Origin of the sequence: Caballeronia sp. RCC_10, assembly GCF_041360715.1 — a bacterium.
In the GTDB taxonomy this organism is placed as follows: domain Bacteria; phylum Pseudomonadota; class Gammaproteobacteria; order Burkholderiales; family Burkholderiaceae; genus Caballeronia; species Caballeronia grimmiae.
In genome coordinates this window covers 159,041-184,933 of the sequence record NZ_JBFUPT010000004.1, presented here as the reverse complement: position 1 = coordinate 184,933, position 25,893 = coordinate 159,041, and the positions used below count along the sequence as shown (strand labels likewise).

Sequence of the window (25,893 nt, the reverse complement as noted above, 5' to 3'; positions counted from 1 at the left end):
GTGCGGCTATGGGTGATTGTCAAAGACGCCCAATTTAACGCGATTCGACGAGCGCCCGCACAAACGATGCATCATGCGCCACCGATCAGCTTCTCGACGCGCATCAGCTCCGCGAGCGACCACGCCTGAAACGGCGCGCCGCCGGGCATATGCGGCGCTTCGCCGTCCGCGACTTCGCTGATATGGCCGATGCCGTAATGTTCGAGATGCGCGTGAAGCGGCGCGAGAAAGCGCTCGCGCACGCCGGCTGCGCCATGCACGCGCAGCCACGCTTCGACGAACGGGCCCATGAGCCACGGCCACGCGGTGCCCTGGTGATAAGCGCCATCGCGATCCAGCAAGCCGCCTGCATAACGCGAACGATACGCCGGGTCCGATGGCGCGAGCGTGCGCAGCCCGAGCGGCGTCAGCAAGTGCGCTTCGACCTGAGCGATAACCGCACGCGCGATCTCGTCATCGACGATGACATACGGCAAACCGCCGACCGCGAAGATCTGATTCGGACGGATCGAGCGATCGAGTTTGCCCGGCTCGTGACCGGCATCGACGACATCGTAGAGCGCGTGCGTCTGCGGGTCGACGAAGCGCGCCTGGAACGCCTGCTGCGCGCCATCGCGCATCGGCTGCCAGCGCGCGTTCCACGCCGACGCGATCGACAGCGCGTTGATCCACAGCGCCTGCACTTCGACCGGCTTGCCGATGCGCGGCGTCACGACCCAGTCGCCCGCCTTCGCGTCCATCCACGTGAGTTGCACGCCGGGAACGCCTGCGCGCAAGAGGCCGTCGTCGTCCGCGGCGATGTTGAAGCGCGTGCCGCGCATATAGCCTTCCAGGATTGCATCGACGGTGCGTTGCAGGCGCGTCGTGGTCGCGGCGGGCGCATGGCCGGTCGCGAGATAGTCGTGGACCGCGATCACGAACCACAGCGACGCATCGACGGAGTTGTATTCGGGCAGGCCGCCGCTATCGGGGAAACGGTTAGGCAGCATGCCTTCGGAGAGCGTGTCGGTCCATTCGAGCAAAATCGATTCGGCATCCTGATGACGTCCCGAAGCGAGCAGCAGGCCGCGCATCGAGATGAACGTGTCGCGGCCCCAGTCGGTGAACCACGGAAAGCCCGCGATGATCGTGCGCCCGTGCTTGCGCGCAACGACATAGGCATCGGCCGAGCGCGCGAGCCGCGAGCCAAATGCGGCGCGGCGCTCGCGCTCCCGCGCGTCGAGTTGCGATGCAAGCGCGAGCGCATCGCGTTCGCGCGGCGGATCGTCGGCGGCACTGGCGTGCAGGATCAGCACCGCTTCGCCGCCCGCGAGATCGAAGTGAAAGACGCCGGGCGTCGCAAGGTCTTCGATGTCGTCGAGCCCGCGCTCCCGTTCGCGCACATACAGAAAGTTGCGATACCAGTCCGGCGCGTGTTCGTATGCGCCATTGCTCGTCGCGCCGATGGCAGGCAGGTCGCCATAGGGTCGCCAGTGCACGCGCTCGCCATCGACGGTCGCATCGAAGCTGAAGGACGCGTTCTCGCGATGCAGCGCGTGATAATCGCGCCCGGACAACAGTGGGCGCACGTGCAGCGCCGCTCGGGTCGCTGGTCCTTCGAGACGCCAGCGCAACACGGTCTCGCCGCTCTCCTTCGCGACGAACACCTCCGCCAAGGCCATCGCGCTCTCGCCGATGCGATACCGCCACGTCGGCCACGGCGATGTATCGAAGGAATCGAGATACGCCGATGCGTCCGGATACAGCACGTCCGGCGCGTAACGCTGCATCGTAAGCGGAACGCGTGCGCCGTCGACATCTAGCCAGGCCTCCACGCCGTTGACGAGCACGACGCGCCCGGCGGGCGGCTGCGTCGCCGTAAGCAGGAGCGAGTGATAGCGACGCGTGCGCGCGGTCCCCACCGTCCCCGATGCAAAGCCGCCATGCGCGTCCGCTTCGAGCCATTCGTCTTCGAAGCGCGCCGGGTCGAGCGCCGTCATGCCGACACCTCCTTGCGATAGTCGGCGAGCGCGCGGCGCGCTTTGCGGCGGATGGCCTGCTGCATGCGCGGCGTCCAGCCCAAGCACCAGCCGGCGGGACCGAGCGCCTGACGGCTCCAGCGCCAGAGATCGAAGGCGTCCGTCTGTTCGAAGATGAGTCCGTCGCGGATCGTGAAGCGCGTGCGTATCTCGTTGACGACGGGCCGGCCCGTCGCGGAGTACGTGTAGCGGACGACGGCAGTCGCGTTCGCGGTTTGCCCGAGCGCCTCGATGCCGTCGACGCTCAATGCGAAGTCGCGCGCGCGATGCAGCAGCATGCGCCACATGTCGCCCGCTTCACGGCCGAACAGCACGCCGAAGGCAGGGTCTTCGAAGCGGACGTCGGGTGCGTAGCAGGCGGCCATCGCGTCGGCGTCGACGTTTCCGAAAGCGCGGTAGAAACGCTCGATGAGTTCGATGTTCGTATTCGGCATGGCGGATCGATTGTGCGTGTTGGCGGCGGCGGCGTGCACGAAGTCGCATTCTCGCGCGACTGCGGCCTGTCTGCATGACCGCGGATTCCCTGATGCGAATCACGAAATGCCGAAGTAGATAAAAACCGCGTGCGTCATTTAAAAGCCAAGGGTCATTATTCTACGAATAGGATGTTTCTTATTTTTATCTGAGATTGTTCTTAATCAAAAAATGACAATTCAACCGGGATCAACGGCGCATAATGTTTTCTAACCGATATCCTAAAGATAGCCATTTAAATATAATCCGGTGGCCGCACCGCTGGATGAATGAATCCGGCCGCGCCGCCATACCGCGTCGACCTGGCACCGACGCCGATCACGAACCGCTGCAGCACAGAAGTAGAGCGCGATGAGAATCAAGCCCACAATGAGTACGCCATCTCAGGCGTCCGCGGATTATTTCCTGAATGACACCCGAACCGGCGTCATTATTCGCGTCATTCAGTCGGTATCGCCGGATAATGTTATTTACGTACTTAAAACCGAAAATGAATCGCTATATTGCGCGCGACTGGATTATCGGGAATACCCCGATCGTAATTCGGTTCTGCTGATGGCATTCGAATTCGGGTTTTCTGTCACGATGACCGGAGACGCGGGCCACAGTATCACCGACATTTCCGCTGCACTGCCCGGCGCTCCGCGACTTCCTTCCATTGACGCCACCTGGCACCTCCTGGAGGACGTCAGGACGGGAGGCATCGCCCAGATCGAAGATGCCGATACGCTCGCGAGCATGGCGTACATCGTGCGCAGCACGGACGGCTCGCACCATTGCGCGCAGATTCGTCCGCGCGAGCACGGCTATCGCAACGCGTTGCTGATGGCGGCATTCAGGGCAAGCCTTCCTGTCACCGTGGCCGGCGACGCCGACTATTACCTCACGGCGCTATCGGTCGGATCGAAGGCGTTCGGGCCGCACCTGAGCGCCGCGCCCGCCTTCATCTCGAGCACGCCGCGCTCCGGCGTCATCGACGAGATCACGGACAAGGAAGTGTCCAACACGCTGATCGTCATCGTCAAAACGCCGGACGGCACGCGCTATCACGCGCAGATCGACCGGCAGGAGCACGCGAACCGGAACAACCTCCTGTTGCTCGGACTCAAGACGGGCTTGCCGGTTACGGTCAACGGGGATAAGGAGCACTACGTCACCGGCATCGCGGTCGGCGCGCTGAGTGCGCCCGCCGCGCCGTCGCTCGTGCTCTTCGGGGCCAAGCTGACGGAGACACGCAGCGGCATGCTCGTGCGCATCATCGATTCCGATTCGCTCGAGAATATCCGCTACGTGCTGCGTACCCCCGATGGCGCTCACTACTGCGCGCAGATGAACACCGTGGATCACCCGAGCCGGCACCAGATACTGATGTCCGCGCTGGCGAAAAGTCTGCCGGTCAGCATTTGCGCCGACGACGCTTCGACGATCACCGGCGTCGCGATCGGCCTGCCGCGTGCGGGCAGCCCGACGTTCCATTGCGGCGCAACGCGCTTCGCGACGAGCGAAATGGGGAACATCATCAGAGTGATCGACTCCGACCTGCTCGGCGCGGGCGCCGTCTATGTGCTACAGACGCCCGACGGCAACGAGTGGTGCGTGCCGCCGCTCGCGCACACCGAACCGGCGCGCGGCGAACTGCTGACCGCCGCGCTGACGTCGGGAATGACCGTCACGGTCCACGGCAGCAGCGCCGAGAACATGCCGTATGGCGCGGGAAGCGTAATGGTCGAGTGGCCGTGACCGCACGCTGATCTGCTGATCAGATGCTGATCAGATGCTTAAAAGCGTCACCGCGTGAATGAGCAAGCCGACCGCGCCGCCCACCAGCGTGCCGTTCACGCGGATGAACTGTAGATCGCGGCCGATGTTCAGTTCGACATCACGCACGAGCGTCGCGTCGTCCCATTGCTTGACGGTCGCGGCGATGTGCTTCGCGATGCCTTCGCGCAACTCGGGCGCGAGCGCCTTCAACGCATCGCGCATATGCTCGTTGATCGACTCGCGCAGCGCGGGATCGCCGCCCAGCGATTGGGCGAAGCCGGACGCCACCTGAACCACTTTCACATGCAGCGCGGAATCGGCGCGCTGCAGGTCGGCCCCGAGCCATGCGGTGAATTCGTCCCACAGGCCATCGACATAGCCGCGCAACTCGGGCTTGTCGAGCCACTCGCGCTTGTGCAGGTCGATGCGCTCCTTGAACGCCGGGTCCGACTTCAGGCGTTCGACGAAGCGTTCCACAGCGGCGTCGAAGGCCTTCCGGCGCTCGTGCTCCGGGTCGCTCGTCACGTCGTGCAGCCATTGATTCGCGCCGCGCACGAGGCCCGCCGCGAACTTGTTGCCGAGGTCGGCGGCGTCCAGCCCGACGAAACCGAGCATGCCGACGAGCTTCGGATACTCCTCCCCCGCGACCGCGACGATGCGCGCCGCCAGCATCTCCTGCACCTCGGGCTTGTCGAGCCACGCGGCCATCTGCTTGAGACCCTCGTCCAGCAGCAATTGATGACGGCGGTCGGCGGTCAGCGTGGACAGTAGATTGCCCGCCGCGGCGGACAAATCGAAGGCCTCGGCCCGGCGGCGGATGGCTTCGTGAAGCGTGGCCCTGACGCGCTCGTCGTCGACGAAAGACAGCAACTGGCCGACCGCCGTCACTGCTTTTCTGCCGAGCAGGTCGGCGTTCTTCGGCTCCGCGAGCCACGCGGACAGACGGCTCGCCGGATCGAAGGCGTTGACGCGCTCGACGAGCGCATCGGTGCCGAGGAAGCGGTCGCGCACGAAAACGGCGAGGTTGTCCGCCACGCGCGCCTTGTTGGCGGGCAGGATGGCCGTGTGCGGAACCGGCACGCCGAGCGGATGCCGAAACAGCGCGACGACGGCGAACCAGTCCGCGAGCGCGCCGACCATCGCGGCTTCCGCGAACGCCGATACCCACGCCCACGCGCCCGCATCGTGCTGGCTCTTGGCAAGCGCGAACAGCGCGCCCGCCGCGACCAGCAAGCCGGCGGCGAACCACTTCATTCGTTTCAGGGCTACGGCTTTATCCTGCGTGTCCATCGAGTCGTCATCGCGAGTGGTGGAAAGGGCGCCAGCATATCAATGCCGCCGCTGCAACGCCAACAGCGCGGATCGACGCGACGAACGCGGCGCCGTCCTTCACGCCGCGTCTTCCGCGCGCTGCGTGCGCCCGAGCACCGGCCGCAACGCCGTGCCCGTGTGACTGCGCGGATGGCTCGCGAGCGTCTCCGGGTCCGCCGCCGCGACGATCGTCCCGCCGTTCACGCCGCCTTCCGGCCCGAGGTCGAGCACCCAGTCGGCTTCGGCGATCACGTCGAGATCGTGCTCGATGACGATCACGCTATGCCCGCCGTCCACCAGCCGGTGCAGCACGCGAATCAGCTTCGCGACGTCCGCCATGTGCAGGCCGACCGTCGGTTCGTCGAGCACGTACAGCGTGTGCGGCGGCTTCTGGCCGCGCCGCGTGATGTCGTCGCGCACCTTCGACAACTCGGTGACGAGCTTGATGCGCTGCGCCTCGCCGCCCGACAGCGTCGGCGACGGCTGGCCGAGCGTCAGATAGCCGAGGCCCACGTCCTTCATCAGCTGCAGCGGATGCCCGATGCTCGGCATCGACGAGAAAAACTTCACGGCTTCGTCGATCTCCATCGTCAGCACTTCGCCGATGTTCTTGCCGCGCCACGTCACCGCGAGCGTTTCGGGATTGAAGCGCTGGCCGTGACAGACGTCGCACGGCACCTTGACGTCCGGCAGGAAGTTCATCGCGATCGTGCGCACGCCCTGGCCTTCGCAGGCGGGGCAACGGCCATCGCCCGTGTTGAACGAGAAACGCGACGGCTTGTAGCCCCGCGCGCGGGCTTCGAGCGTATCGGCGAACAGCTTGCGGATGGTGTCCCACATGCCGATGTACGTCGCCGGGCACGAACGCGGCGTCTTGCCGATCGGCGTCTGATCGACTTCGAGCACGCGGTCGATCGCCTCGAAACCGGTGACGCCCGAGCAGCCGTGCCATGTATGGACGACATCGAACTTCGGACGCGGCGCTTCCCGCGCGAGCACGCTCGAGCGCGACTTCGCGGCGGGCTTGCCCTGCGCCGCCTGCGCCGTTTTGCGCGCGCGGCGCTCGGCCGGCGACGACAGCGCCGAACGGCCGACGGCATCCAGCAGATTGGTCATCAGCACGTCGCGGGCGAGCGTCGACTTGCCCGACCCCGACACGCCCGTGATCGCGACGAGCCGGTTGAGCGGCACGCTCGCCGTCACGTTGCGCAGGTTGTGCAGCGTCGCGTTCTCGACCGTGAGCCACTGTTCCGGCACGGCGGCACGCTTGCCCGACCCGGCGCGCACTTCCCGGCGCGGCTGCAGCGGATGCACGATCGGGTTCGCCAGCATCTGCCCGGTCAGCGACGCCTTGTGCGCCGCGAGGTCCGTCACGCTGCCCTGCGCGACGACCGTGCCGCCGCGCTTGCCCGCGCCCGGACCGATGTCGATGATGTGGTCCGCGCGGCGAATAGTGTCCTCGTCATGCTCGACGACGACGAGCGTATTGCCCTTGTCGTTCAGCTTTTTCAACGCGGACAGCAGGATCAGGTTGTCGCGCGGATGCAGACCGATGGTCGGTTCATCGAGCACGTAGCACACGCCCTGCAGATTGCTGCCCAGCTGCGCGGCCAGCCGGATGCGCTGCGCTTCGCCGCCCGAGAGCGTAGGCGCCGCGCGATCGAGACTCAGGTAGCCGAGCCCGACTTCTTCCAGAAACTGCAAGCGCCCTTCGATTTCGCTGACGACGTCGCGCGAGATATCCGCATCGCGGCCCGTCAGCTTGAGGCCCGCAATCCATTCGCGCGTGTCCGTGACCGTCCAGCGCCCCACTTCGGTGATCGGATAATTGCCGAACGTCACGGCCCGCGCGACATCGTTCAGGCGCGTGCCTTCGCATTCGGCGCACGGCTGATCGACGATATCGTCCGGCTCCTGATCCACCGAGCCGATGCTCTGCTCGCGGCCCCGATCGTCCTGCGCGAAGACGGTGTCGTCGAACGCGGCGCGCTGCTCGCGCGTGAGCTTGACGCCGGTGCCGACGCACGTGTTGCACCAGCCATGCTTGCTGTTGTACGAGAACATGCGCGGGTCAAGTTCGGGATAGCTCGTGCCGCACGTGGGACAGGCGCGCTTCGTCGAGAATACGATCGTTTCTTCGCTGCCGCGCCGTTTGCCATTCGACAACGCGCCGTGCAGTTCGTGAAGCGGCGCGCACAGGTGCATCACGCCCTTGCCGACTTCGAGCGCGTCTTCGAGCATGCGCCGCAGTTGCGCCTCGTTATCCGCCGATACGACGAGGTCCGCCACCGGCAGTTCGATCGTATGTTCGCGGAAACGATCCAGCTTCGGCCACGGATCGACCGGGTGAAACTCGCCATCCACCCGCAGATGCGTATTGCCGCGCGCCTTCGCCCACTTCGCGAGATCGGTATAGACGCCCTTCCGATTCACGACGAGCGGCGCGAGCAGCCCGACATGCTGTCCCTTGAAATCGCGAAGAATCTGCGCCGCGATGGACTCCGCGCTTTGCGCCTGCACCGGCGTGCCGTCGTTGACGCAGTGCTGGATGCCGAGCTTCACGTACAGCAGACGCAGGAAGTGCCAGACTTCCGATGTCGTCGCGACCGTGCTCTTGCGCCCGCCGCGCGACAGGCGCTGCTCGATCGCGACGGTCGGCGGAATGCCGTAGACGGCATCGACTTCGGGCCGCCCCGCCGGCTGCACGATGGAACGTGCATACGCGTTCAGCGATTCCAGATAACGGCGCTGGCCTTCGTGAAAGAGGATGTCGAACGCGAGCGTCGACTTTCCCGAACCGGACACGCCCGTCACCACGTTGAACTTGTTGTGCGGAATATCGACATCGAGCGATTTGAGGTTGTGCTCGCGCGCATTGACGATCCGCACGACGCCCTCGCCCTGCAGCGCGCGCCGTGCGCTCGCCACTTCCGCCGCGAGTTGCAGCGGCACGCCCGCGCGCTTTTCCGCCGCGCCCGGCTGCATCGCTTCTTCGTAGTCGAGCAACGCGCGGCCCGTGTGCGACGCTTCGCAGGCGGCCACATCGTCGGGCGTGCCGACGCACACCACTTGCCCGCCGCCGTCGCCGCCCTCGGGACCGAGATCGATGATCCAGTCCGCCGCGCGAATCACGTCGAGATTGTGCTCGATGACGATCAGCGAATGACCGCGTTCCAGCAGGCGGCGCAGCGCCTGCATCAGCTTGGCGATGTCGTCGAAGTGAAGGCCCGTCGTCGGCTCGTCGAACATGAAGAGCCGGTCTTTCTGGTTCGGCGATGCGGTCTCCGCCAGAAAGCCTGCGAGCTTGAGGCGCTGCGCTTCGCCGCCCGACAGCGTCGGCACCGGCTGACCGAGCTTCACGTATTCGAGGCCCACGTCGACGATAGGCTGCAACACGCGCAATACTTCGCTATCCGAAGCAAACAGCGACACCGCCTCGCTGACGGTCAGCTCCAGCACGTCCGCGATGCTCAGTTCACGGCCGCCGCGCTCGATCTTCACATCGAGAATTTCCGCGCGATAACGCCGGCCGTCGCAATCGGGGCAGCGGAGATAGACATCGCTCAGGAACTGCATTTCGACGTGCTCGAAGCCCGAGCCGCCGCAGGTCGGGCAACGGCCATCGCCCGAATTGAAGCTGAACATGCTCGCGCCGTAACCGCGCTGCGCGGCGAGCGGCGCCTTCGCGAAAAGCTTGCGGATTTCATCGAACGCGCCGACGTAGCTCGCCGGATTCGAGCGCGCCGTGCGGCCGATCGGCGATTGATCGACGAACACCACGTCGTCCAGTTGCTCCGCGCCTTTCAGCGCACGGAACGCGCCGGGCGTTTCCGTCGCCTTGCCGAAGTGGCGCATCAGCGCGGGCGCGAGCACGTCCTGAATCAGCGTCGACTTGCCCGAACCCGATACGCCCGTCACGCAGACGAGACGCTGCAACGGAATCTCGACCGTCACGTCCTGCAAGTTGTGATCGCTCGCGCCTTCGAGCACAAGGCGCGGCGTGTTCGCATCGACCACGCGGCGCGTCCAGTTCGCCGCGTGCGCGACCTGCTTGCGGCCGCCCAGATACGCGCCGGTGAGCGTGTCGCTGGCTTGAATGTCGTCGGGCGTGCCGTCGTAGACGATCTCCCCGCCGCGCTCGCCCGGCCCCGGCCCCATGTCGATGAGACGATCGGCGGCGAGCATCACGGAAGGATCGTGCTCGACGACGACGAGCGTATTGCCCGCATCGCGCAGACGATGCATCGCTTCGACGATGCGGTTCAGGTCGCGCGGATGCAGCCCGATGCTCGGCTCATCAAGCACGAACAGCGTATTCACGAGCGACGTGCCGAGCGCCGTCGTCAGGTTGATGCGCTGCACTTCGCCGCCCGACAGCGTGCGGCTCTGGCGATCGAGCGTCAGATAGCCGAGGCCCACGTCGCACAGATACTTGAGGCGCGTCCGCACTTCGGCGTGCAGCAGCTTCAGCGCTTCGTCGAGCAAGGTAGAAGGCAGCGTCAGTGAGTCGAAGAAGCGGCGGATGCGCTCGATCGGCATCAGCATCAGATCGTGCACGGTCAGGCCCGGCAGTGCTTCGAGCTGATCGCGCGTCCAGTCGACGCCGTTCGGCAGGAAACGATCGGCGGGGGCGAGGACGGCATCGGCCTGTTCCTTCGTGCCGAGACGCCACAACAGCGATTCGGTCTTGAGACGGGCACCCGCGCACGCGGGGCACGTCGTATAGCTGCGGTACTTAGACAGCAGCACGCGAATATGCATCTTGTACGCCTTCGACTCAAGATAGTCGAAGAAGCGCTGCACGCCGTACCACTGGCTTTGCCACTTGCCGGTCCAGTCGGGCGAACCTTTGATGACCCAGTCGCGTTCTTTCTGCGTCAACTCGTTCCACGGCACGCCGAGGCGGATGCCCGCCTTCGCGCTGTATTTCACGAGGTCGTCCTGATTCTCTTTCCACGCCGGCGTTTGCAGCGTCTTGACCGCGCCTTCGCGCAGCGTCTTCTTCTCGTCCGGAATCACAAGGCCGTAATCGACGCCGATCACGCGCCCGAAACCACGGCACGTCTCGCACGCGCCATACGCCGAGTTGAACGAGAACAGCGCCGGTTGGGGATCGGCATAACGCACGTCGCTTTCGGGGCTATGCAGGCCGGTCGAGAAGCGCCAGATGTCCGGCTCGCCCTCTTCGTTCAGCACGTAGACGTTCACGCGCCCGGTGCCGCGCAACAGCGCGCCTTCGATGGCTTCCAGCGCACGCGAGCGCTCGGTGTTCTGCAAACGGAACCGGTCCGCGACGACATCGAGTACCTGCCGCGCGCCCGCGTCCGTCTCTACGTGGCGTTTCGCCTGCACGCGCGTGTAGCCGCTCGCGGAGAGCCATTGCGCGATTTCGTCGTCGCTCGTGGCGTCGGGCAATTCGACGGGAAAGGTGATCGCGAGACGCGGATCGCCGGCGCGCGTGCGTTCGAGCAGCTCGGCATAGATCGTCTCGGGCGTGTCGTGCCGTACGAGATGCGCGGTCTTTTTGTCGAACAGTTCGGCGGCGCGTGCGTAGAAAAGCTTCAGGTGATCGTTCAGTTCGGTCATCGTGCCGACGGTCGAGCGCGAGCTACGCACCGGATTCGTCTGGTCGATGGCGATGGCGGGCGGCACGCCGTCCACGCGATCCACCTGCGGGCGGTCCATGCGGTCGAGAAACTGGCGCGCGTACGCGCTGAACGTTTCGACGTAGCGGCGCTGGCCTTCGGCGTAGAGCGTATCGAAGACGAGGCTCGATTTGCCCGACCCGGACGGACCCGTCACGACGGTCATCTGGCCGGTGTGCAGGTCGAGGTCGAGATTCTTGAGGTTATGTTGACGGGCGCCGCGAATGCGGATTGCGTTGTTCGATGCCAATTTTTCAACCGGTTCAAGGTGATGGACGGCTCTCGCGCGTCGGTCGACAGCCGTGGGCGGCGCGCACAAGTGTTCGGCAGCGCGCGCCTGCCGCAGCGAACAGTACTGTACACCTATACAGTATGTGTCGCCAGACGCGCCAGAAGTGTGCGCTTGTGCCTTTGCAAGTAGCTCGCCCGGTCGGCGTCAGCGGAGGTGCGCGATGAGGGCGTCTGCCACCGCATCGGGCGCTTCGCGCGGCGGAAAATGCCCCGCGCCGGCGATGACTACGCGCCGGTAACCGGCCGTGAAGCACGCCTCCTTGCCCTCGGACATCGACGGATCGTCGCAGGTATCGGCGCCGCCCTGGATCATCAGCGCGGGCACGCCGATCTGCTCGATCCCGCGCAGGCGCTCGTAAAGCGGCGCGAGCGACGCATCCGAGGGCTGATCGCTGCGCCAGCGCCGCCGATAGGCGTTGAGCGTGACCGCCACCCAGTCGGGGTTGTCGAATGAGCGGGCGGTGGCGGCGAACTCGGCTTTGTCGAACCAGCCGGGCGGCGACCACGTGTCCCACTGGATACGCGCGAAGCCCTTGGGATCGGCGGCGACGGCGGCCGGTGCGTCATCGAGCGACATGAACCACTGATACCAGAAGCGCCGCGCCTGCCCGAAGTCCGGCGGCAGCGCGAACTCGCCGCGCGGCTGGAACGCGAGCGCAATCGCGGCCATGCGCCGCACGCGTTCGGGAAACAGCGCGGCGACCGTGTACGCGGCACGCGCCCCCCAGTCGTGGCCGACGATATCGAATCGCCCGATGCCGAGCGCGTCCGCCAGTTCGACGGCGTCGTTGGCGAGCGCCACGCCGGAGCCGTCGCGCACGGCAGCATCGCGCAGAAACCGCGTGCCGCCCGCGCCGCGCAACTCGGGCACGACGGTGCGAAAGCCCTCGGCGTTCAATCGCGCCGCGACCGCCGTCCACGCCCGCGCCGCGTCGGGCCAGCCGTGCAGCAGGATGACAGCCGGCCCATCGGCGGGGCCGGCGTCGGCATAGGCGATGTCCAGCGTCGGCGTTTCGGCGCGGCGGTCGAATTCGAGCATGGCGGCTCCGTTCAGACACACGAGACCGTTCATTCTAGGTCGATGGTCGTTCAAACGTGCGCCGTCCTGCGCCCTATCGACGGCTGACATCGTATAAGTGGCTTAGGGGTAAGTCCTGAGCCGAAGCATGTCGGCCGAGCCTTGACGCTTGCGGGAACCGCCCGGTATCGTCCTTGTAGGTAAACGGTTTCCTAACTCATCGCCGAAACGCGGCGCATGGTTGTACGACGTCAGCTAAATCCTCACGATATATCCGGCCAAACCGGAATGGAGACACGCATGAAGGACCGCAATCGCACTCTCACCTCGCCCCGACGCCGCAGCATCCTGAAGTTTGCCGGTGTATCGGCGAGCGCGCCGTTGATCGGCGGACTCGGCAGCCTGGGTGTCCTCGCCGGCTGCGGCGGCCACGACGATTCCGGCACCCCGGCGACCGCCGCCGATCCCATCTGGGGCCCGTCCGGTTCCGCGACGCAGATCGTCAACGCGTTGAAAAAGGTGTCGACGTCGATGGTGCCGGGCCGCCAGTTCCTCGTCACCGATTACGGCGCGAAGCCCTGCGCGGTCGTCGCGGCGGCGAATCCGTACACCGATCCATCGAAGTCGCCGCTCAGCACCGGCGCGGACCAGACGCACGCGCCCGGCTCCTTCGATTCGCGGCCCGCCTTTCTCGCGGCCATCGCGGCGTGCAGCGCGGCCGGCGGCGGGCGTGTCGTCGTGCCAACGGGGAACTGGTATTGCGCGGGGCCGATCGTGCTGCTGTCGAACGTCGACTTCCATCTGAGCGCGAACTGCGAAATCTTCTTCAGTCAGAACCCGGCGGACTTCGCGAAAGACGGCCCGATCGACTGCGGCGCGAACGGCAAGCTGTTTTATAGCCGCTGGCAGGCAAACGATTGCCTCAACTACGGCCCGCCGGTCTATGCGCGCAATCAGACCAACATCGCGATCACCGGCGAAGGCGATACCTCCGTGCTGAACGGCCAGGCGATGACGCCGTTCGCGGGCAGCGGCAACACCGCGACGTGCTGGTGGACGTGGAAAGGCAACAGCGGCGCATACGGCTTCGCGGGATCGTCGACGCCCTCGCAGGCATTCGCCAATCCGAATAACGTCGACCTGAAAACGGCCGCGCCCGGCATCGCCGATTCGCTCTACGCCAAGCTGACCGACCCGGCGACACCGTGGCAGCAGGACCAGAACTACCTGCCCGCGCTGTCCGAAGCCGGCGTCGCGATCGAGAAGCGCGTCTTCGGCATCGGGCATTATCTGCGGCCATGCATGGTGGAATTCATCGGCTGCACCAACGTGCTGATGGAGGGCTATCGCACGATCAACACGCCGTTCTGGCAGCACCATCCGACCGACTGCACCAACGTCGTGATCCGCAGCGTCACGGTCGACAGCATCGGCCCGAACAACGACGGCTTCGACCCGGACGCCTGCGACATGGTGCTCTGCGAAAACGTCACGTTCAACACGGGCGACGATTGCATCGCGATCAAGTCGGGCAAGGATCTCGATACGCAATACGGCCCCGCGCAGAATCACGTCATTCAGAACTGCACGATGAACAGCGGCCACGGCGGCATCACGCTCGGCAGCGAAATGGGCGGCGGCGTGCAGAAGATCTACGCGCGCAACCTGCAAATGCTGAATCAGTTCTGGGCGACGAACTCGCTCAACATCGCGATCCGCGTGAAGACGAACATGAATCGCGGCGGCTTCGTGAAGGACTTCTATGTCGACAACGTGACACTGCCGAACGGCGTGAGCCTCACGCCTTCCGGCTATGGCAGCAGTCTGCTCGCGGGCAGCCCGATCAATTCGACCGTTCCGCTCGGCGTGGTGACGGCGACGGCGGCGAACCCGTCGGCGGCGCAAGGCGGGATCATCACGTTCGATTGCGACTATCAGCCGTCGAAAGATGCGATCCGCACGCGGCCGGCGCTCGTGCAGAACGTCAACATCTCGAACGTGAAGGCGAGCAACGTGACCCTCAGCGGCAAGACGGGATCGTGCTTTCAGGCGATCGTCGCGCAAGGGCCGGTCGCGTTCGACTACAACGGCGCGCCGCCCACACCCGCGATTCCGGCGATCACCGGCGTGACCATCACCAATTGCGACTTCGGCACACCCGTCGCAGCGGGCCCGGCGACGGCGGCATCGCCCGGACCGATCTATGCGTACAACGTGCACGACATCAAGCTCGTCAACACGGTGATCGCGGGGCAGACGCTGAACCAGACGGTAAGCGATCCGCGCTAAGCGAAACGCGGGACTCGCGCGAATCCCGCTGTTCTAACGCTTCTCAACGCTTCGTCACCGCGACGCGTGCCGCGAACTCGACGCGGACTTCTTGCCCGCCGCGTGCGCGCGACGCGTCGCCCAGCCCTTCTTCGCGGACGCCGAACGATCGGCGGCCGAACGTCGGCTCGCGCTGGCGTGGGCCTGCTTCGACAGCGACTTGTGCGACGCCGCCTTCGTGCTTTCGCGCTTCAGTACGCGCGTCGACGTCTCCGAACGCTTCGCCTTCGATTCGGTGCTCGGGCTCTTCGTCTTGCGATGCGCGGCCTTCGTATCCTGCGCGGCCTTCTTGCGCGTGCCTTCCGACGCCTCGCCCTTCTTTGGCGCCTTCAGCTTGACGCCCGAGCGCCGCGCTTCCGACAAGCCGATGGCGATCGCCTGCTTCGCCGACTTCGCGCCGTGCTTGCCCTCGCGGACGTGATCGATCTGCTCCTTCACGAACGCGCCCGCCTGGGTGCTGGAGGACTGCCCTTCGCGCTTCGCTTTCTTTGCGCGCTCGACGGTTTTTTTCTCCGGCATGTCGGTGCTCCTTTTGAAGTTAGTCGTATCGCCCTTTGAGCAACGGGCGTGCCTTCTCGGCGCGGTAGAGAAGCACCGCATCGAAGGCATTCGCATGACGCGCAAACGATTGCGCGCTGCGGTTTCGCGCGTTTTCTGTAACGCGCCGAAATCAAGTCTTCTTCGATGCGGAGCGGTAGCCATGAACCCCACTCAAGACGACCGCGTTTCTGCCGATAAAGCTCCTATCCACCCCACCGCCAAACGTTCTCGATATAGGCGTGGTTCTGCCTCCTGTTCGACGGATTGCCTCTCGGCGGTGGTGGATAAGCTTCAACCGGTAAGCAATCCCCTGCAGCGCTTGAAGTCGTTCTCTCCTCCCTTTGAAAGGAAGCAACCATGCAAAAGTTCTTGAAGGCGTTAGTACGCGACGAACGCGGCGTCAGCGCGATGGAATACGCCATCCTGGCTGGCATCGTCGTGATCGCGCTGGTCGCGGCCGGCACCAGCTTCTCGACCGCGATCAGCGGCCTGTGGACTGGCATTACCAACGCCATCACCGCTGCGAAACCTTAATCGCCGGCGATGCACCCGGAGATCCGTGCAGCGCTTCGCCCGGATCTCCACCTTGCCGTTCTCCGTATTGCCAATTACCCATCGATCCATCGTGCCGACTCTTTCCGTTGTCATTCGTCTTGTCGTCGTCTGCGGGCTCCTGTGGCTCGCAGTCGTCGACGTGCGCGCGCGACGTCTGCCCACGAAAATAGTCCACGCGATCGGCGCGCTCTTTTTCGTCGATGCGCTCATGGCCGGCATGCCGCTCGACGACCTCATCGCGCATCTGGTGCTCGCGGTCATCGTCTTCTTCGCCTGTGCGCTGCTGTTCGCGGCGCGGCTCCTCGGCGGCGGCGATGCCAAGCTCGCCTCCGTCATCTTTCTGTGGGTCGGCTTCGGCCTGTCGCTCGCCACGCTCACGCTCGTGTCCGTGATCGGCACGCTCGTCTCGCTCCTCAGCCTCGCCACGCGCAACATGAATCCGTCGCAGCGCTTCGTCCCGCTGCGCGCGCTGGCGATGTTCTCCGCCCGGCGCGGTGTGCCGTACGGCGTCGCGCTCGCGTTCGGCGGCGGCGCGGTGATCGTGCTGCCCGCGGTGCTGCGCCTTCTTTCGACGCAATAGGACGGCATCCTCATGTCCAACATCATCAAATTCGCGGTGCTGCTCGTCGGCGCGCTTCTGATCGCGCTGATCGTGCGCGTGGTGATCGCCAGCGCATCGCATTCGGGCAAGTCCGCCGTCACGATGGAGAAAGTCCTCGTGAGCGCGGCACGCCTTCCGCAAGGACTGCTGCTTCGCGACGAGGATCTCTCGTGGAAGACGGTCGACAAGACGCAGGTGCCGCCGAACGCGATCGTTTCCGGCGATGCGAAAGCGCCCGAACTCAAGGGCGCGCTGCTGCGCCATCCGGTCGAGAGCGGCGCGGTGCTCGTCACCGACGATGTGATCCTCCCGAGCGCGCCCGGCTTTCTCGCCGCGACGCTCAAGCCGGAAATGCGCGCGGTGTCCGTCGCCGTCGATGACGTCTCCGGCAACGCGGGCCTGATCCAGCCGGGCGATTACGTGGACCTGCTGCTGACGCAACAGATGGAGCGCCGCACCGATTCGCCCGATCTCGCGGTATCGAGCGAGACGGTGGTCGAGCATGTCCGCGTGCTGGCGGTCGGCTCGGAGATCAAGCGCCCGAAGAACGACAGCGACGGGCAGGACGCCGCCATCGCCCGCGCCCGCACCGTCACGCTCGAAGTCACGCCGCACATGGGCGAAGTCGTCGCGGTCGCCGCGCGGCTCGGCAGCCTGTCGCTCGCGCTGCGCAGCTTCGCCACCGTCACGCGCGATCCGGCCGCGACGGCGGCATCGACGGCGGACGAGCGCAAGCCAATCTGGGCCGGCGACATTTCCCGCGCGGTCCGCGATCTGCCGCGCAACCGACAGGCGCCGGCCGGGACGGCGAACGCCGCGCCGCACGCGCCGGCCGTTGCACGCACCGTGACCATTTATCGCGGCTCCGAGAAGTCGGACACGTCGGGCGGCGCGCAAGCGGGCGTCACCGGTATCGCCGGCGTTTCGCCGCCGCTGCCGGCCCTTCCCACCGAACGTTGACGCCGCGTCACCGTCCTTTCGCGCGCCATCGCCAGGATTCAGGTTCATGAAAACGCAGTTCAGTTCGATCCGTACCGATGCAAGGCTGCTCGCCGCCCTGCCGATGTGCGCGGCCATCGCCGCGGGCACCGCGCAGGCAGCGGAGTCCGTGCGGCCGCCACCCTACACCGCACCGTCGATCGTGCGTGGGGCGACGCCGCCCGCCTACGCGGGCCAGCAAGGCCCGCTCACGCTCGATGCCGGCAAAGGCACGCTGCTGCAGTTCGGTGAACCGGCGGTATCGGTGTTCATCGCCGATCCCGCGATCGCCGATGTACAGGTGCCGTCGCCCAAATCGCTTTTCGTGCTCGGCAAGAAGACCGGCACGACGACGCTCTACGTGCTCGGCGCGAACAACAAGCCGATCGTGCAGCGCACGGTCGTCGTCACGCGCGACATGCTGACGCTGCGCGCCTCGCTCGCCGCCCGCTTCCCGAATACGAACCTCCAGGTCAGCACCGGACAAGGCTCCCTGCTGCTGACGGGCCAGGCCGCCACGGCCGCCGATGCGGACGCCATCGTGCAGGCGGTCACGCCGTATCTGGCGGACAAGGAAGTGCTGATCAACCGCATGACCATCGACCGGCCGTTGCAGGTGCAACTGCGCGTACGCATCACCGAGGTCGATCGCAACGTCACGCAGCAACTCGGCATCAACTGGCAGGCGATGGGCAACGCGGTCGGCAACTTCTATAGCGGCATCTTCAGCGGCCGTCCGATCTATAACCTGAGCAACCCCATCACCGGCTCGAATGGCAGCGTGTCGTATCCGGTTAACTTGCCGACCAACAATGCGTTCTCGATCTTCGGCGGCTTCAGGACCAACAACGTCGACATTCGCGCGCTCGTCGATGCGCTGAATCAGGAAGGCTTGCTCACGGTGCTCGCCGAGCCGAATCTCGTCGCGCTGTCCGGTCAGACGGCGAGCTTCCTCGCGGGCGGCGAATTTCCGATTCCCGTCTCGCAGACGAACGGCGCGATCTCGGTCGAGTTCAAGCAGTTCGGCGTCAAGCTCGATTTCACGCCGACCGTGCTGAACGACCGCCGCATCAGCCTGAAGGTGCGTCCGGAAGTCAGTCAGATCGACACGAGCGCGAGCGTCACCACCGGCGGCGTGACGGTGCCGGGGCTGTCGGTGCGTCGCGCGGATACGACCGTCGAGCTTGGCAGCGGACAGAGCTTTGCGATCGGCGGCCTCTTGCAGAGCAATACGAGCGACATCGTTTCGCAAGTGCCCGGTCTCGGCTCCATTCCCGTGCTCGGCAAGCTGTTCTCGTCGACGAACTATCTGAACAACAAGACCGAACTCGTGATCATGGTTACGCCGTATCTCGTCGAGCCGACGAATCCGTCGAATCTGCGCTCGCCGCTGGAATCGCTGATTTCGCCGTCGAGCGACGTCGAATACGGCTTCCGGCGCAAGAACGGCGGGGCCGTGGAAAGCGGTCAGCCGCGTCTCGTCGGCGCGGCCGGATATGTGTACTGAGGCCGCCATGAAACCCACACGACTGCTCTCTCTCCTTCTCGTCTGCGCGTTCGCGATGAGCGCGAGCGGCTGCTTCAAGCCGCCGCGCAACATGCCGGAAGCGTCGGTGATCGGCTTCGACGGCACGGCCGCCGTGCCGCCCGACTGCGCGAGCCTGTCGCGTCCGTCGCTGCTGACCGACGCCGGCATTCGCCGGCCGCGCATGCAGTGGGGATGCGCGACCTACACCAATCTCGCGGCGCAAGTCGCGCATGGCGAGGACCTCGTCGCGCCGCGCACGCTCGGCCCCGCCGATGCGGCCGTCGCGGCGAGCGCGGTGCGCCGGTATGAAACCGGCCGGGTGATCGAACTCGACAAGTCGACTTCACGCAGCAGCAAGTGACGAACGACAAGGCAGACATCCATGAGCACTGAATTCTCCTTCACGAAGAGCAAGTCCGGCGCGCGCAACGCGGACTTCATCGCGTTCGTCGCGGATCGCAAGACCGAGCAGATCGTCAAAAGCTTCGTGCTCGAACAGGCGATGCCGCATGCGCATGTTGCAGTCGGCAATGTCGACGACGCGATCGCCTATCTCGCGAAGATCGACCGCTCGCCGCTGTTCCTGCTCGTGGACTTGCAGCAATCGGTGATGCCGCTGTCCGATCTCGGCCGTCTCGCCGAAGTGTGCGAGCCGTCGGTGCAGGTCGTCGCGCTCGGCGAGCGCAACGATGTCGGCCTGTTCCGCAGCCTGCTGAAAATCGGCGTGCGCGACTATCTCGTGAAGCCGGTAACGGTTGAATTGCTGAAGCGCACGATCAGCGTGTCGGAAGGCAAGGTCAGTCCGGTGATGCTCGCGCGGGCGGGCAAAACGATCGCCTTCGTCGGCTCACGCGGCGGCGTCGGCGTAACGACGTTCGCGCTCAACGTCGCGCGCCATCTGTCCGAGGACACGCATCGGCGGGTCGCGTATGTCGATCTGAATCTCTACGGCAGCGCCGCCAATTCGATGCTCGGCCTGCAGACCAACAACGGTCTCGTCGATGTCTTGCAGAACGTGCACCGGCTCGATCCGCAATACGTCGAGCGCACGCTCGTCCCGAAGGGCACGCGCCTGTTCATGCTGTCGGCGGAACTGGAACTCGCCGCGGCGCGGCCTTTTTCCGCAGGCGCGCTGCAGCGCGTGCTCGAACTGCTGTGCGACAGCTTCCACTACGTGATTCTCGACGTGAGCAACCCGAACGACCCGCTTGCACAGGAAGCGTTCGATCACGCGGCGCGCGTCTATCTCGTTGCGGACCGCTCGGTACACTCGACGCGTTCGACCATTCGCCTGCTGCGGCACATCGAGGATCGCGACAACAACCCGCCGACCTCGCTCCTGCTGAACAACCCCAACGCCGCGACGAGCGGCAAGGTGCAGACGGGCGACTTCATGGCGGCAGTCGGACGCACCGTGCTGTACGAAATCCCGTTCGAGGCGAAGGCGCTCGCCACCGCCGAAAATCTGGGCGAAGCGCCGAAGGACAAAACAGCAAACGGCTTCAATCAGATGATTACGCGCATCGGCGGCGACCTGACCGGGCAGCAGGTCAGCGCCGAACGTTCCTTCTTCCAGAAGCTCAAGCGCGGGAGAGGATGATGTTCGGGCAGAAGCAGGCCTCGCGATCAACGCCGGAAGCGGACGAAGAAGCCGTCGCGCCGGTCGTTCATGCCGCGCCCGTCGCCCCGCCCGCGCGGCCCGCCGCGCCCGAAGGCAACGACGTGCTGGTGCGCTCGGACCTCTTCAGAGTCATTCGCAACGGCGTATTCGCAGCGATGAACCCGTCCGCGGCCGTGGGCAAGACGCGCGAGCAGATGAAGCCGGGCGTCGAGACACTCGTGCTCGATGTGGCCGAACGCGAGCGCCTGAACATCACCATCGCGGAGCAGCAGCAGATCGTCGGCGAACTGCTGAACGACATGTTCGGGCTCGGCCCGATCGAACCGCTGCTCGCGGACGACACCATCACCGACGTACTCGTCAACGGTCCCGATCAGGTCTACGTGGAACGTCACGGACGGCTAGAACTCACGAACTGCAAGTTTCGCGATAACAACCACGTGGTGAACGTGGCGCAGCGGATCGCGGCGGGCGTGGGGCGTCGCGTCGACGAAAGCAGCCCGATGGTCGATGCTCGTCTCGCCGATGGCAGCCGCGTGAACGTCGTGCTGCCGCCGCTCGCGATTCACGGCGCATCCATTTCCATACGCAAGTTCTCGAAGCGCAACATCACGCTGCATCGCATGGCGCAGCAAGGCAACATGTCCAGCGCGATGGCGACCGTGCTCAAGCTCGCGAGCACGTCGCGGCTCAACATCATCGTGTCGGGTGGCACCGGTTCAGGCAAGACGACGCTGCTGAACGCGCTGTCGCACTTCATCGAACATCGCGAACGCACGGTGACGATCGAAGACGCGGCGGAACTGCAGCTCGTGCAGCCGCATGTCGTGAGCCTCGAAACGCGCCCGGAAAACGCCGAAGGACTCGGCGCGGTCACGCAACGCGACCTCGTGCGCAACGCGCTGCGCATGCGCCCCGACCGCATCATTCTCGGTGAAACGCGCGGCGCGGAAGCCTTCGACGTGCTTCAGGCGATGAACACCGGTCACGACGGCTCGATGACCACCATCCACGCGAACACGCCGCGCGACGGCATCACGCGTCTGGAAAGCATGGTGATGATGGCGAACGGCAACCTGCCGCTGCTGTCGATCCGCCGCCAGATTGCGAGCGCGGTGCATATGATCGTGCAGATCGAACGCATGCGCGACGGCATGCGGCGCGTGACGCGCATCACCGAACTGGTCGGCATGGAAGGCGACGTGATCATCACGCAGGACCTGTTCACGTTCCGCTACGACGCGAGCGCCTATAGCGAGGAAGTCAAGGGCGTCTACGAATGTGCGGCGGTGCGGCCTTCGTTTGCGACGCGCGCTGCTTACTACGGTCTCGAAGATGCGCTGCTGGAGGCGATGAGGCCATGACCTCCGTCGACCTGATTACCTTCTGCGCGTTTGCCGGCGTGCTGCTGCTCGGCATCATGGCGCTCGTGCTGCAGGACATGCGCAATCAGAGGCCCGACGCTCGCATCCGCGCGCGCATCCGCTCGGCGTTTCCGCAGAACGGCATGCGCGTGCACGATGCGCGTCACGATCATTCGGACCTCTATACATTGAGCCGCAACGACAACGCGTTCAGCCTCTGGTTCGCGCCGCGAATCGCTCGGCTCAAGACGGTGGCCGGCGCGATCGGGTTGCGCGTGGTGCTGGGCGCGGCCATCGTCGCGGAGATCATCGCGCTCGCCATGGCGCGCTTTCTGCCCTTGCCTTCGATGCTGACGCCGGTGTTGCTGATCGGGCTGCCCGTGTTCGTGTCGATGCAGGCTTACCGCTTTCTCATCGAACGCTTCAAGCGGCGCTTCCTCGATGGCTTCCCCGATCTGATCGACCTGATCGTGCGCGCGGTGCGGGCGGGCGTGCCGGTGACGCATGTGATCGGCACGGCAGCCAGCGAATGTCCCGAGCCGCTCAGCAGCGAATTCAAGCAGATGGGCGATGCGCTTCAGGTCGGCCTCGATCTCGAAGAAGTGCTCAATGTCGCGGTCGCGCGCATCGGCATCGCGGATTTTTCGTTCTTTTGCGTATGTCTGCTGCTTCAGCGCGAAACCGGCGGACAGCTTGGCGAGACGCTCGAAAACCTCGCGGGCATCGTGCGCAAGCGCCGTGAGATTCGCCAGAAGACGCGTGCGCTGACCGGCGAGGCGCGCATCACGACGAAGATCCTCGCGTCCGTTCCGTTCGTCATCCTCGGCAGCATGTTCCTGCTCAATCGCGCCTATCTGATGGTGCTGTTCGACACGGCGACGGGTCAGAAAGTGCTCACCTGTGCGGCGATTTCGCTCGTGATGGGATTGAGCGTCGTTCACAAGATGTCGAAACTGGATACATCGCGATGAGCCAGGGCAACGTCGAAACACTCATCAACCTGCTGATGCTGCTGACGCTCGTGATCGCGATTGCGATCTGGTGGGCGACGAAGCATGGCGGCCAGCGCGGGCGCATCGCGGATCGCGTGCGTCAGGCCGGGCTCACGCATCGCAATGAAGGCGCGAGCGACGAAGACGACCAGAACGACAGTGCCGTCGTGCGCGCGACGCATTGGCTCGCGCGGCTCGGCGACCGTCTGCCGCTCTTCGACGCGAAGTATCGCGAGAAGCTCAGGAAAGAGATGGTGCGCAGCGGCTATCGCAGTCAGGCAGCGGTGTCCGTGCTGCTCGCGGTGAAGTTCGTCGTCGGCCTCATCTGCGCCGCGTTCACCGTGATGCTCGGCTCGCATATCCCCGTGGTGGGCGGCTATCCCGCCGTGCGCGGCATCATGATGCTGCTCGTGTTCGTCGTCGGCATGATTCTGCCGGAATACGTGCTCGCGTTCTTCGCCTCGCGCCGACGCAAGGCGATGGCGTCGAGCCTGCCCGATGCACTCGACCTGCTCGTTATCTGCACCAACGCGGGCAATAGCCTCGGCGTGTCGATCCGCCGCGTCGCGGATGAAATGAAGACCATCTGTCCGCCGCTTGCAAGCGAGTTTGCGCTGACGGCGGACGAACTCAAACTGTCGGGCGACAGCCAGCGCGCGCTGCACGCGCTGGCCGATCGTATCGACCTGCCGTCGATTCGCGCGCTCATTTCGACGCTCACGCAATCGATGCGTTACGGCACGCCGATCACGCAGGCCCTGCGCACGCTTTCGCATACGGAGCGGCTTGCACACATCGTGTCGCTCGAAGAAAAGGCCGCGAAGCTCGCGCCCAAGATGGCCGTGCCGATGATGGTCTTCATCCTTCCCGCGGTGATGCTCATTGCCGCAGGCCCGGCCGTCATTCAACTCATGAGCGTTTTCGCAAAAAAATGAACACTCGAAAAACCGCCGCGCATCGCGCACTGAATCTTGCGTTGAGAGCCGGCGCGGCATCGCTCGTGATTGCACTCGCCGCGTGCACGACGACCACGCGCCAGGTCACCGATACGCATCCGGTCATGCGCAACTCCGCGCCCAGCACGATGAGCGAGTTGCGCATCGCGGACACCGCGCTCGAATCCGGCAATCTCGAACTGGCGACTTCGCTCTACGAAAAAGCGGTGCAGGCCGATCCTCGTTCCTCGGCGGGTCTCACCGGGCTCGGCAACACGCTGTATGCGGTCGGCGACTTCACGCGGGCAGGCGTGTACTACGACCGCGCGAGCAAGGTCGATGCAAACGCGCCCGCGCCGCTCATCGGCATGGCGCGCGTGGCGTTGCGCCAGCGCCGCTTCGATGACGCGATTGCGACGTATCGACGCCTCGTCGCGCTCTCGCCGGACGATACGCTCGCGCTCGCCGGACTCGGCGCGGCCATCGACATGACGGGCGATCACGCGGCGGCACAGGCGTTCCTGCGCGATGCGTTGAGCAAGCATGCCGGGGACCCGATGCTGTCCGTGAACCTCGGCATGTCGTTGATCCTCGGCGGCGATCCGCGTGAAGGCGCGAACGTCCTGCTTGATGTAACGCGCTTCCCCGCCGCGCCGCCGCAAGCGCGTCAGGACCTCGCGCTCGCCTACGGCCTGCTCGGAAACAGGGAAGCCGCCGCCGAAATCCTGTCGCGCGATTTGCCGAAGGCATCGGTGGAAGACAACCTGCGCTACTACGACATTCAGCGCGAACGGCTCGCGCAAGCCGGCGGCATCAAGTGAAAGCGACGCGCCTTCTTCGCGACGACAGCGGCATCGCGGCGATCGAATTCGCTTTCGTGCTGATGGTCGCGGTCGTGTTGATCGTCGGCACCATCGAACTGGCGCTGGAGATGATCGTCGATGCGACCGTGCAGGTCGCGGCGCAGGAAGCGTCACGCGTGGGCCTCACGACGACGGCGCCCGCCAGCGGCACTCGACAGGATCAGGCGTCCGCGATCGTGAACCGGATTCTCAACGGATGGACGAAGCTCGGCGCCAAGGTGGCCATTACCGAAGCCAACTACGTCACGTTCGGCAACCTCGCGAATGCGAGTTACACGCCGTCGAGCGACATGGGCGCATACGGCGATGTCGTGGTCTACAACATCAAGCTCACGATGCAGGGCGTCACCGGGATTCCAAAGATGTTCGGCGTCAAGGAGCTGACGTTCCAGCGCAACTACATCGTGCAGAACGAGAAATGAACATGGCCCGGCTATTCGATAAATTGGCGCGGAGAATCAGGGCGCTGCTGCATTCGGATCGCGGCAGCGTGTCGGTCGAGTTCGTCGTCATCGTGCCGCTGATGCTGCTGGTTCTGCTCGGCTTCACCGAGCTGTACATGTACATGCGCGCGGTCAGTGCGGTGGATCGCACGGCCTTTACCGTCGCAAACTCGCTCGGGCAAATGTCGAGCGTGATCATCGATGACTCCGACACCACCAATGCGAACAGCACCGCATCGGTATGGCGCGCGGCTGCGCTGATCGCCGCGCCCTACAAGCTCAACGGAAACGGCATGGTCTACATCACGTCCGTGTGCGACTCGCTGCCGTGCATCACGGACAATTCGTACTCGCTGAAAGCCGGGACCGCGACGATTTACTGGACCGCATCGCCGTCGGGCTGGACGAAGAACGCGGGCATGACGTCACAGGTCACGAAGACGAATCTGCTGCCGGCGACGTGGCCGTTCCGCATCGGCGATTCCGCGATCATCGTGGAAGTGTTCCTGTCGTATAACCCGTTCACGATGACATCGAACTTCATGTCCGGGCTGCCGGGCAAGCAGACCATCTATCGCCGCGTCTACGTGCGAACGCGTACCGGCCTTCCGCTCTACAAGCAATGAC

20 protein-coding genes are annotated in these 25,893 nt (G+C 65.1%); 14 read left to right on the top strand and 6 right to left on the bottom strand.

What is annotated here, in order from left to right; all coding sequences use genetic code 11:
* Positions 1-71: 71 nt before the first annotated feature.
* Both AB6804_RS10610 and AB6804_RS10605 read right to left on the bottom strand, forming a co-directional pair.
* On the bottom strand, positions 72-1,979 hold the full coding sequence (locus AB6804_RS10610; protein ID WP_370886422.1) for an amylo-alpha-1,6-glucosidase: 1,908 nt from the start codon (positions 1,977-1,979) through the stop codon (positions 72-74).
* The gene (locus tag AB6804_RS10605) at positions 1,976-2,452 is read right to left on the bottom strand and encodes a nuclear transport factor 2 family protein (RefSeq protein ID WP_370886421.1); all 477 of its coding nucleotides are present in this window, start codon (positions 2,450-2,452) and stop codon (positions 1,976-1,978) included. The genes AB6804_RS10610 and AB6804_RS10605 overlap by 4 nt, the downstream gene beginning before the upstream one ends.
* A 595-nt stretch (positions 2,453-3,047) precedes the next feature.
* Here AB6804_RS10605 and AB6804_RS10600 point away from each other — a divergent pair.
* A complete protein-coding gene (locus AB6804_RS10600; RefSeq protein WP_370886420.1) occupies positions 3,048-4,232 on the top strand; it encodes a hypothetical protein in 1,185 nt (394 codons plus the stop codon).
* A gap of 30 nt (positions 4,233-4,262) precedes the next feature.
* Here AB6804_RS10600 and AB6804_RS10595 read toward each other — a convergent pair whose 3' ends face one another.
* The 3 genes from AB6804_RS10595 to AB6804_RS10585 form a co-directional block, all read right to left on the bottom strand.
* A complete protein-coding gene (locus tag AB6804_RS10595; protein ID WP_370886419.1) occupies positions 4,263-5,543 on the bottom strand; it encodes a DUF445 domain-containing protein in 1,281 nt (426 codons plus the stop codon).
* A gap of 99 nt (positions 5,544-5,642) precedes the next feature.
* A complete protein-coding gene (gene uvrA / locus AB6804_RS10590) occupies positions 5,643-11,459 on the bottom strand; it encodes an excinuclease ABC subunit UvrA (RefSeq protein ID WP_370886418.1) in 5,817 nt (1,938 codons plus the stop codon).
* 186 nt (positions 11,460-11,645) lie between these two features.
* The gene (locus tag AB6804_RS10585; RefSeq protein ID WP_370886417.1) at positions 11,646-12,539 is read right to left on the bottom strand and encodes an alpha/beta fold hydrolase; all 894 of its coding nucleotides are present in this window, start codon (positions 12,537-12,539) and stop codon (positions 11,646-11,648) included.
* 279 nt (positions 12,540-12,818) lie between these two features.
* Between AB6804_RS10585 and AB6804_RS10580 the strand changes: the two genes are divergently transcribed.
* Complete coding sequence (locus AB6804_RS10580) at positions 12,819-14,807, top strand: glycoside hydrolase family 28 protein (RefSeq protein WP_370886416.1); 1,989 nt, start codon at positions 12,819-12,821, stop codon at positions 14,805-14,807.
* Between the two features lie 54 nt (positions 14,808-14,861).
* Here the strand turns inward: AB6804_RS10580 and AB6804_RS10575 are convergent, their stop codons facing one another.
* Positions 14,862-15,365, bottom strand: coding sequence for a DUF6496 domain-containing protein (locus tag AB6804_RS10575; protein ID WP_370886415.1), 504 nt, complete (start codon positions 15,363-15,365; stop codon positions 14,862-14,864).
* A 378-nt stretch (positions 15,366-15,743) separates the two neighbouring features.
* Between AB6804_RS10575 and AB6804_RS10570 the strand changes: the two genes are divergently transcribed.
* The 12 genes from AB6804_RS10570 to AB6804_RS10515 all read left to right on the top strand — a co-directional run bounded on the left by AB6804_RS10570 (position 15,744) and on the right by AB6804_RS10515 (position 25,892).
* Positions 15,744-15,920, top strand: a complete 177-nt coding sequence (locus tag AB6804_RS10570; RefSeq protein ID WP_370886414.1) for a Flp family type IVb pilin — start codon at positions 15,744-15,746, stop codon at positions 15,918-15,920.
* A gap of 91 nt (positions 15,921-16,011) precedes the next feature.
* On the top strand, positions 16,012-16,521 hold the full coding sequence (locus AB6804_RS10565; protein WP_370886413.1) for a prepilin peptidase: 510 nt from the start codon (positions 16,012-16,014) through the stop codon (positions 16,519-16,521).
* A 12-nt stretch (positions 16,522-16,533) separates the two neighbouring features.
* A complete protein-coding gene (gene cpaB / locus AB6804_RS10560; RefSeq protein WP_370886412.1) occupies positions 16,534-17,502 on the top strand; it encodes a Flp pilus assembly protein CpaB in 969 nt (322 codons plus the stop codon).
* 46 nt (positions 17,503-17,548) lie between these two features.
* On the top strand, positions 17,549-19,027 hold the full coding sequence (locus AB6804_RS10555; protein WP_370886411.1) for a type II and III secretion system protein family protein: 1,479 nt from the start codon (positions 17,549-17,551) through the stop codon (positions 19,025-19,027).
* 7 nt (positions 19,028-19,034) lie between these two features.
* Positions 19,035-19,409 carry a CpaD family pilus assembly lipoprotein gene (locus tag AB6804_RS10550; protein WP_370886410.1) on the top strand — a complete coding sequence of 125 codons (375 nt, stop codon included), beginning with the start codon at positions 19,035-19,037 and terminating at the stop codon, positions 19,407-19,409.
* Between the two features lie 21 nt (positions 19,410-19,430).
* Positions 19,431-20,648, top strand: coding sequence for a CpaE family protein (locus AB6804_RS10545; protein WP_370886409.1), 1,218 nt, complete (start codon positions 19,431-19,433; stop codon positions 20,646-20,648).
* Positions 20,648-22,033, top strand: a complete 1,386-nt coding sequence (locus AB6804_RS10540; protein WP_370886575.1) for a CpaF family protein — start codon at positions 20,648-20,650, stop codon at positions 22,031-22,033. The genes AB6804_RS10545 and AB6804_RS10540 overlap by 1 nt, the downstream gene beginning before the upstream one ends.
* Positions 22,030-23,004 (top strand): type II secretion system F family protein, encoded by a 975-nt coding sequence (locus tag AB6804_RS10535; RefSeq protein ID WP_370886408.1) that lies wholly within the window; start codon positions 22,030-22,032, stop codon positions 23,002-23,004. Before AB6804_RS10540 ends, AB6804_RS10535 begins: the two co-directional genes overlap by 4 nt.
* Positions 23,001-23,960 (top strand): type II secretion system F family protein, encoded by a 960-nt coding sequence (locus AB6804_RS10530; protein ID WP_370886407.1) that lies wholly within the window; start codon positions 23,001-23,003, stop codon positions 23,958-23,960. The genes AB6804_RS10535 and AB6804_RS10530 overlap by 4 nt, the downstream gene beginning before the upstream one ends.
* Positions 23,957-24,781, top strand: a complete 825-nt coding sequence (locus tag AB6804_RS10525; protein ID WP_370886406.1) for a tetratricopeptide repeat protein — start codon at positions 23,957-23,959, stop codon at positions 24,779-24,781. The genes AB6804_RS10530 and AB6804_RS10525 overlap by 4 nt, the downstream gene beginning before the upstream one ends.
* The gene (locus AB6804_RS10520; protein WP_035969104.1) at positions 24,778-25,245 is read left to right on the top strand and encodes a TadE/TadG family type IV pilus assembly protein; all 468 of its coding nucleotides are present in this window, start codon (positions 24,778-24,780) and stop codon (positions 25,243-25,245) included. Before AB6804_RS10525 ends, AB6804_RS10520 begins: the two co-directional genes overlap by 4 nt.
* A 2-nt stretch (positions 25,246-25,247) precedes the next feature.
* Positions 25,248-25,892 (top strand): TadE/TadG family type IV pilus assembly protein, encoded by a 645-nt coding sequence (locus tag AB6804_RS10515; protein ID WP_370886405.1) that lies wholly within the window; start codon positions 25,248-25,250, stop codon positions 25,890-25,892.
* Position 25,893 lies beyond the last annotated feature (1 nt).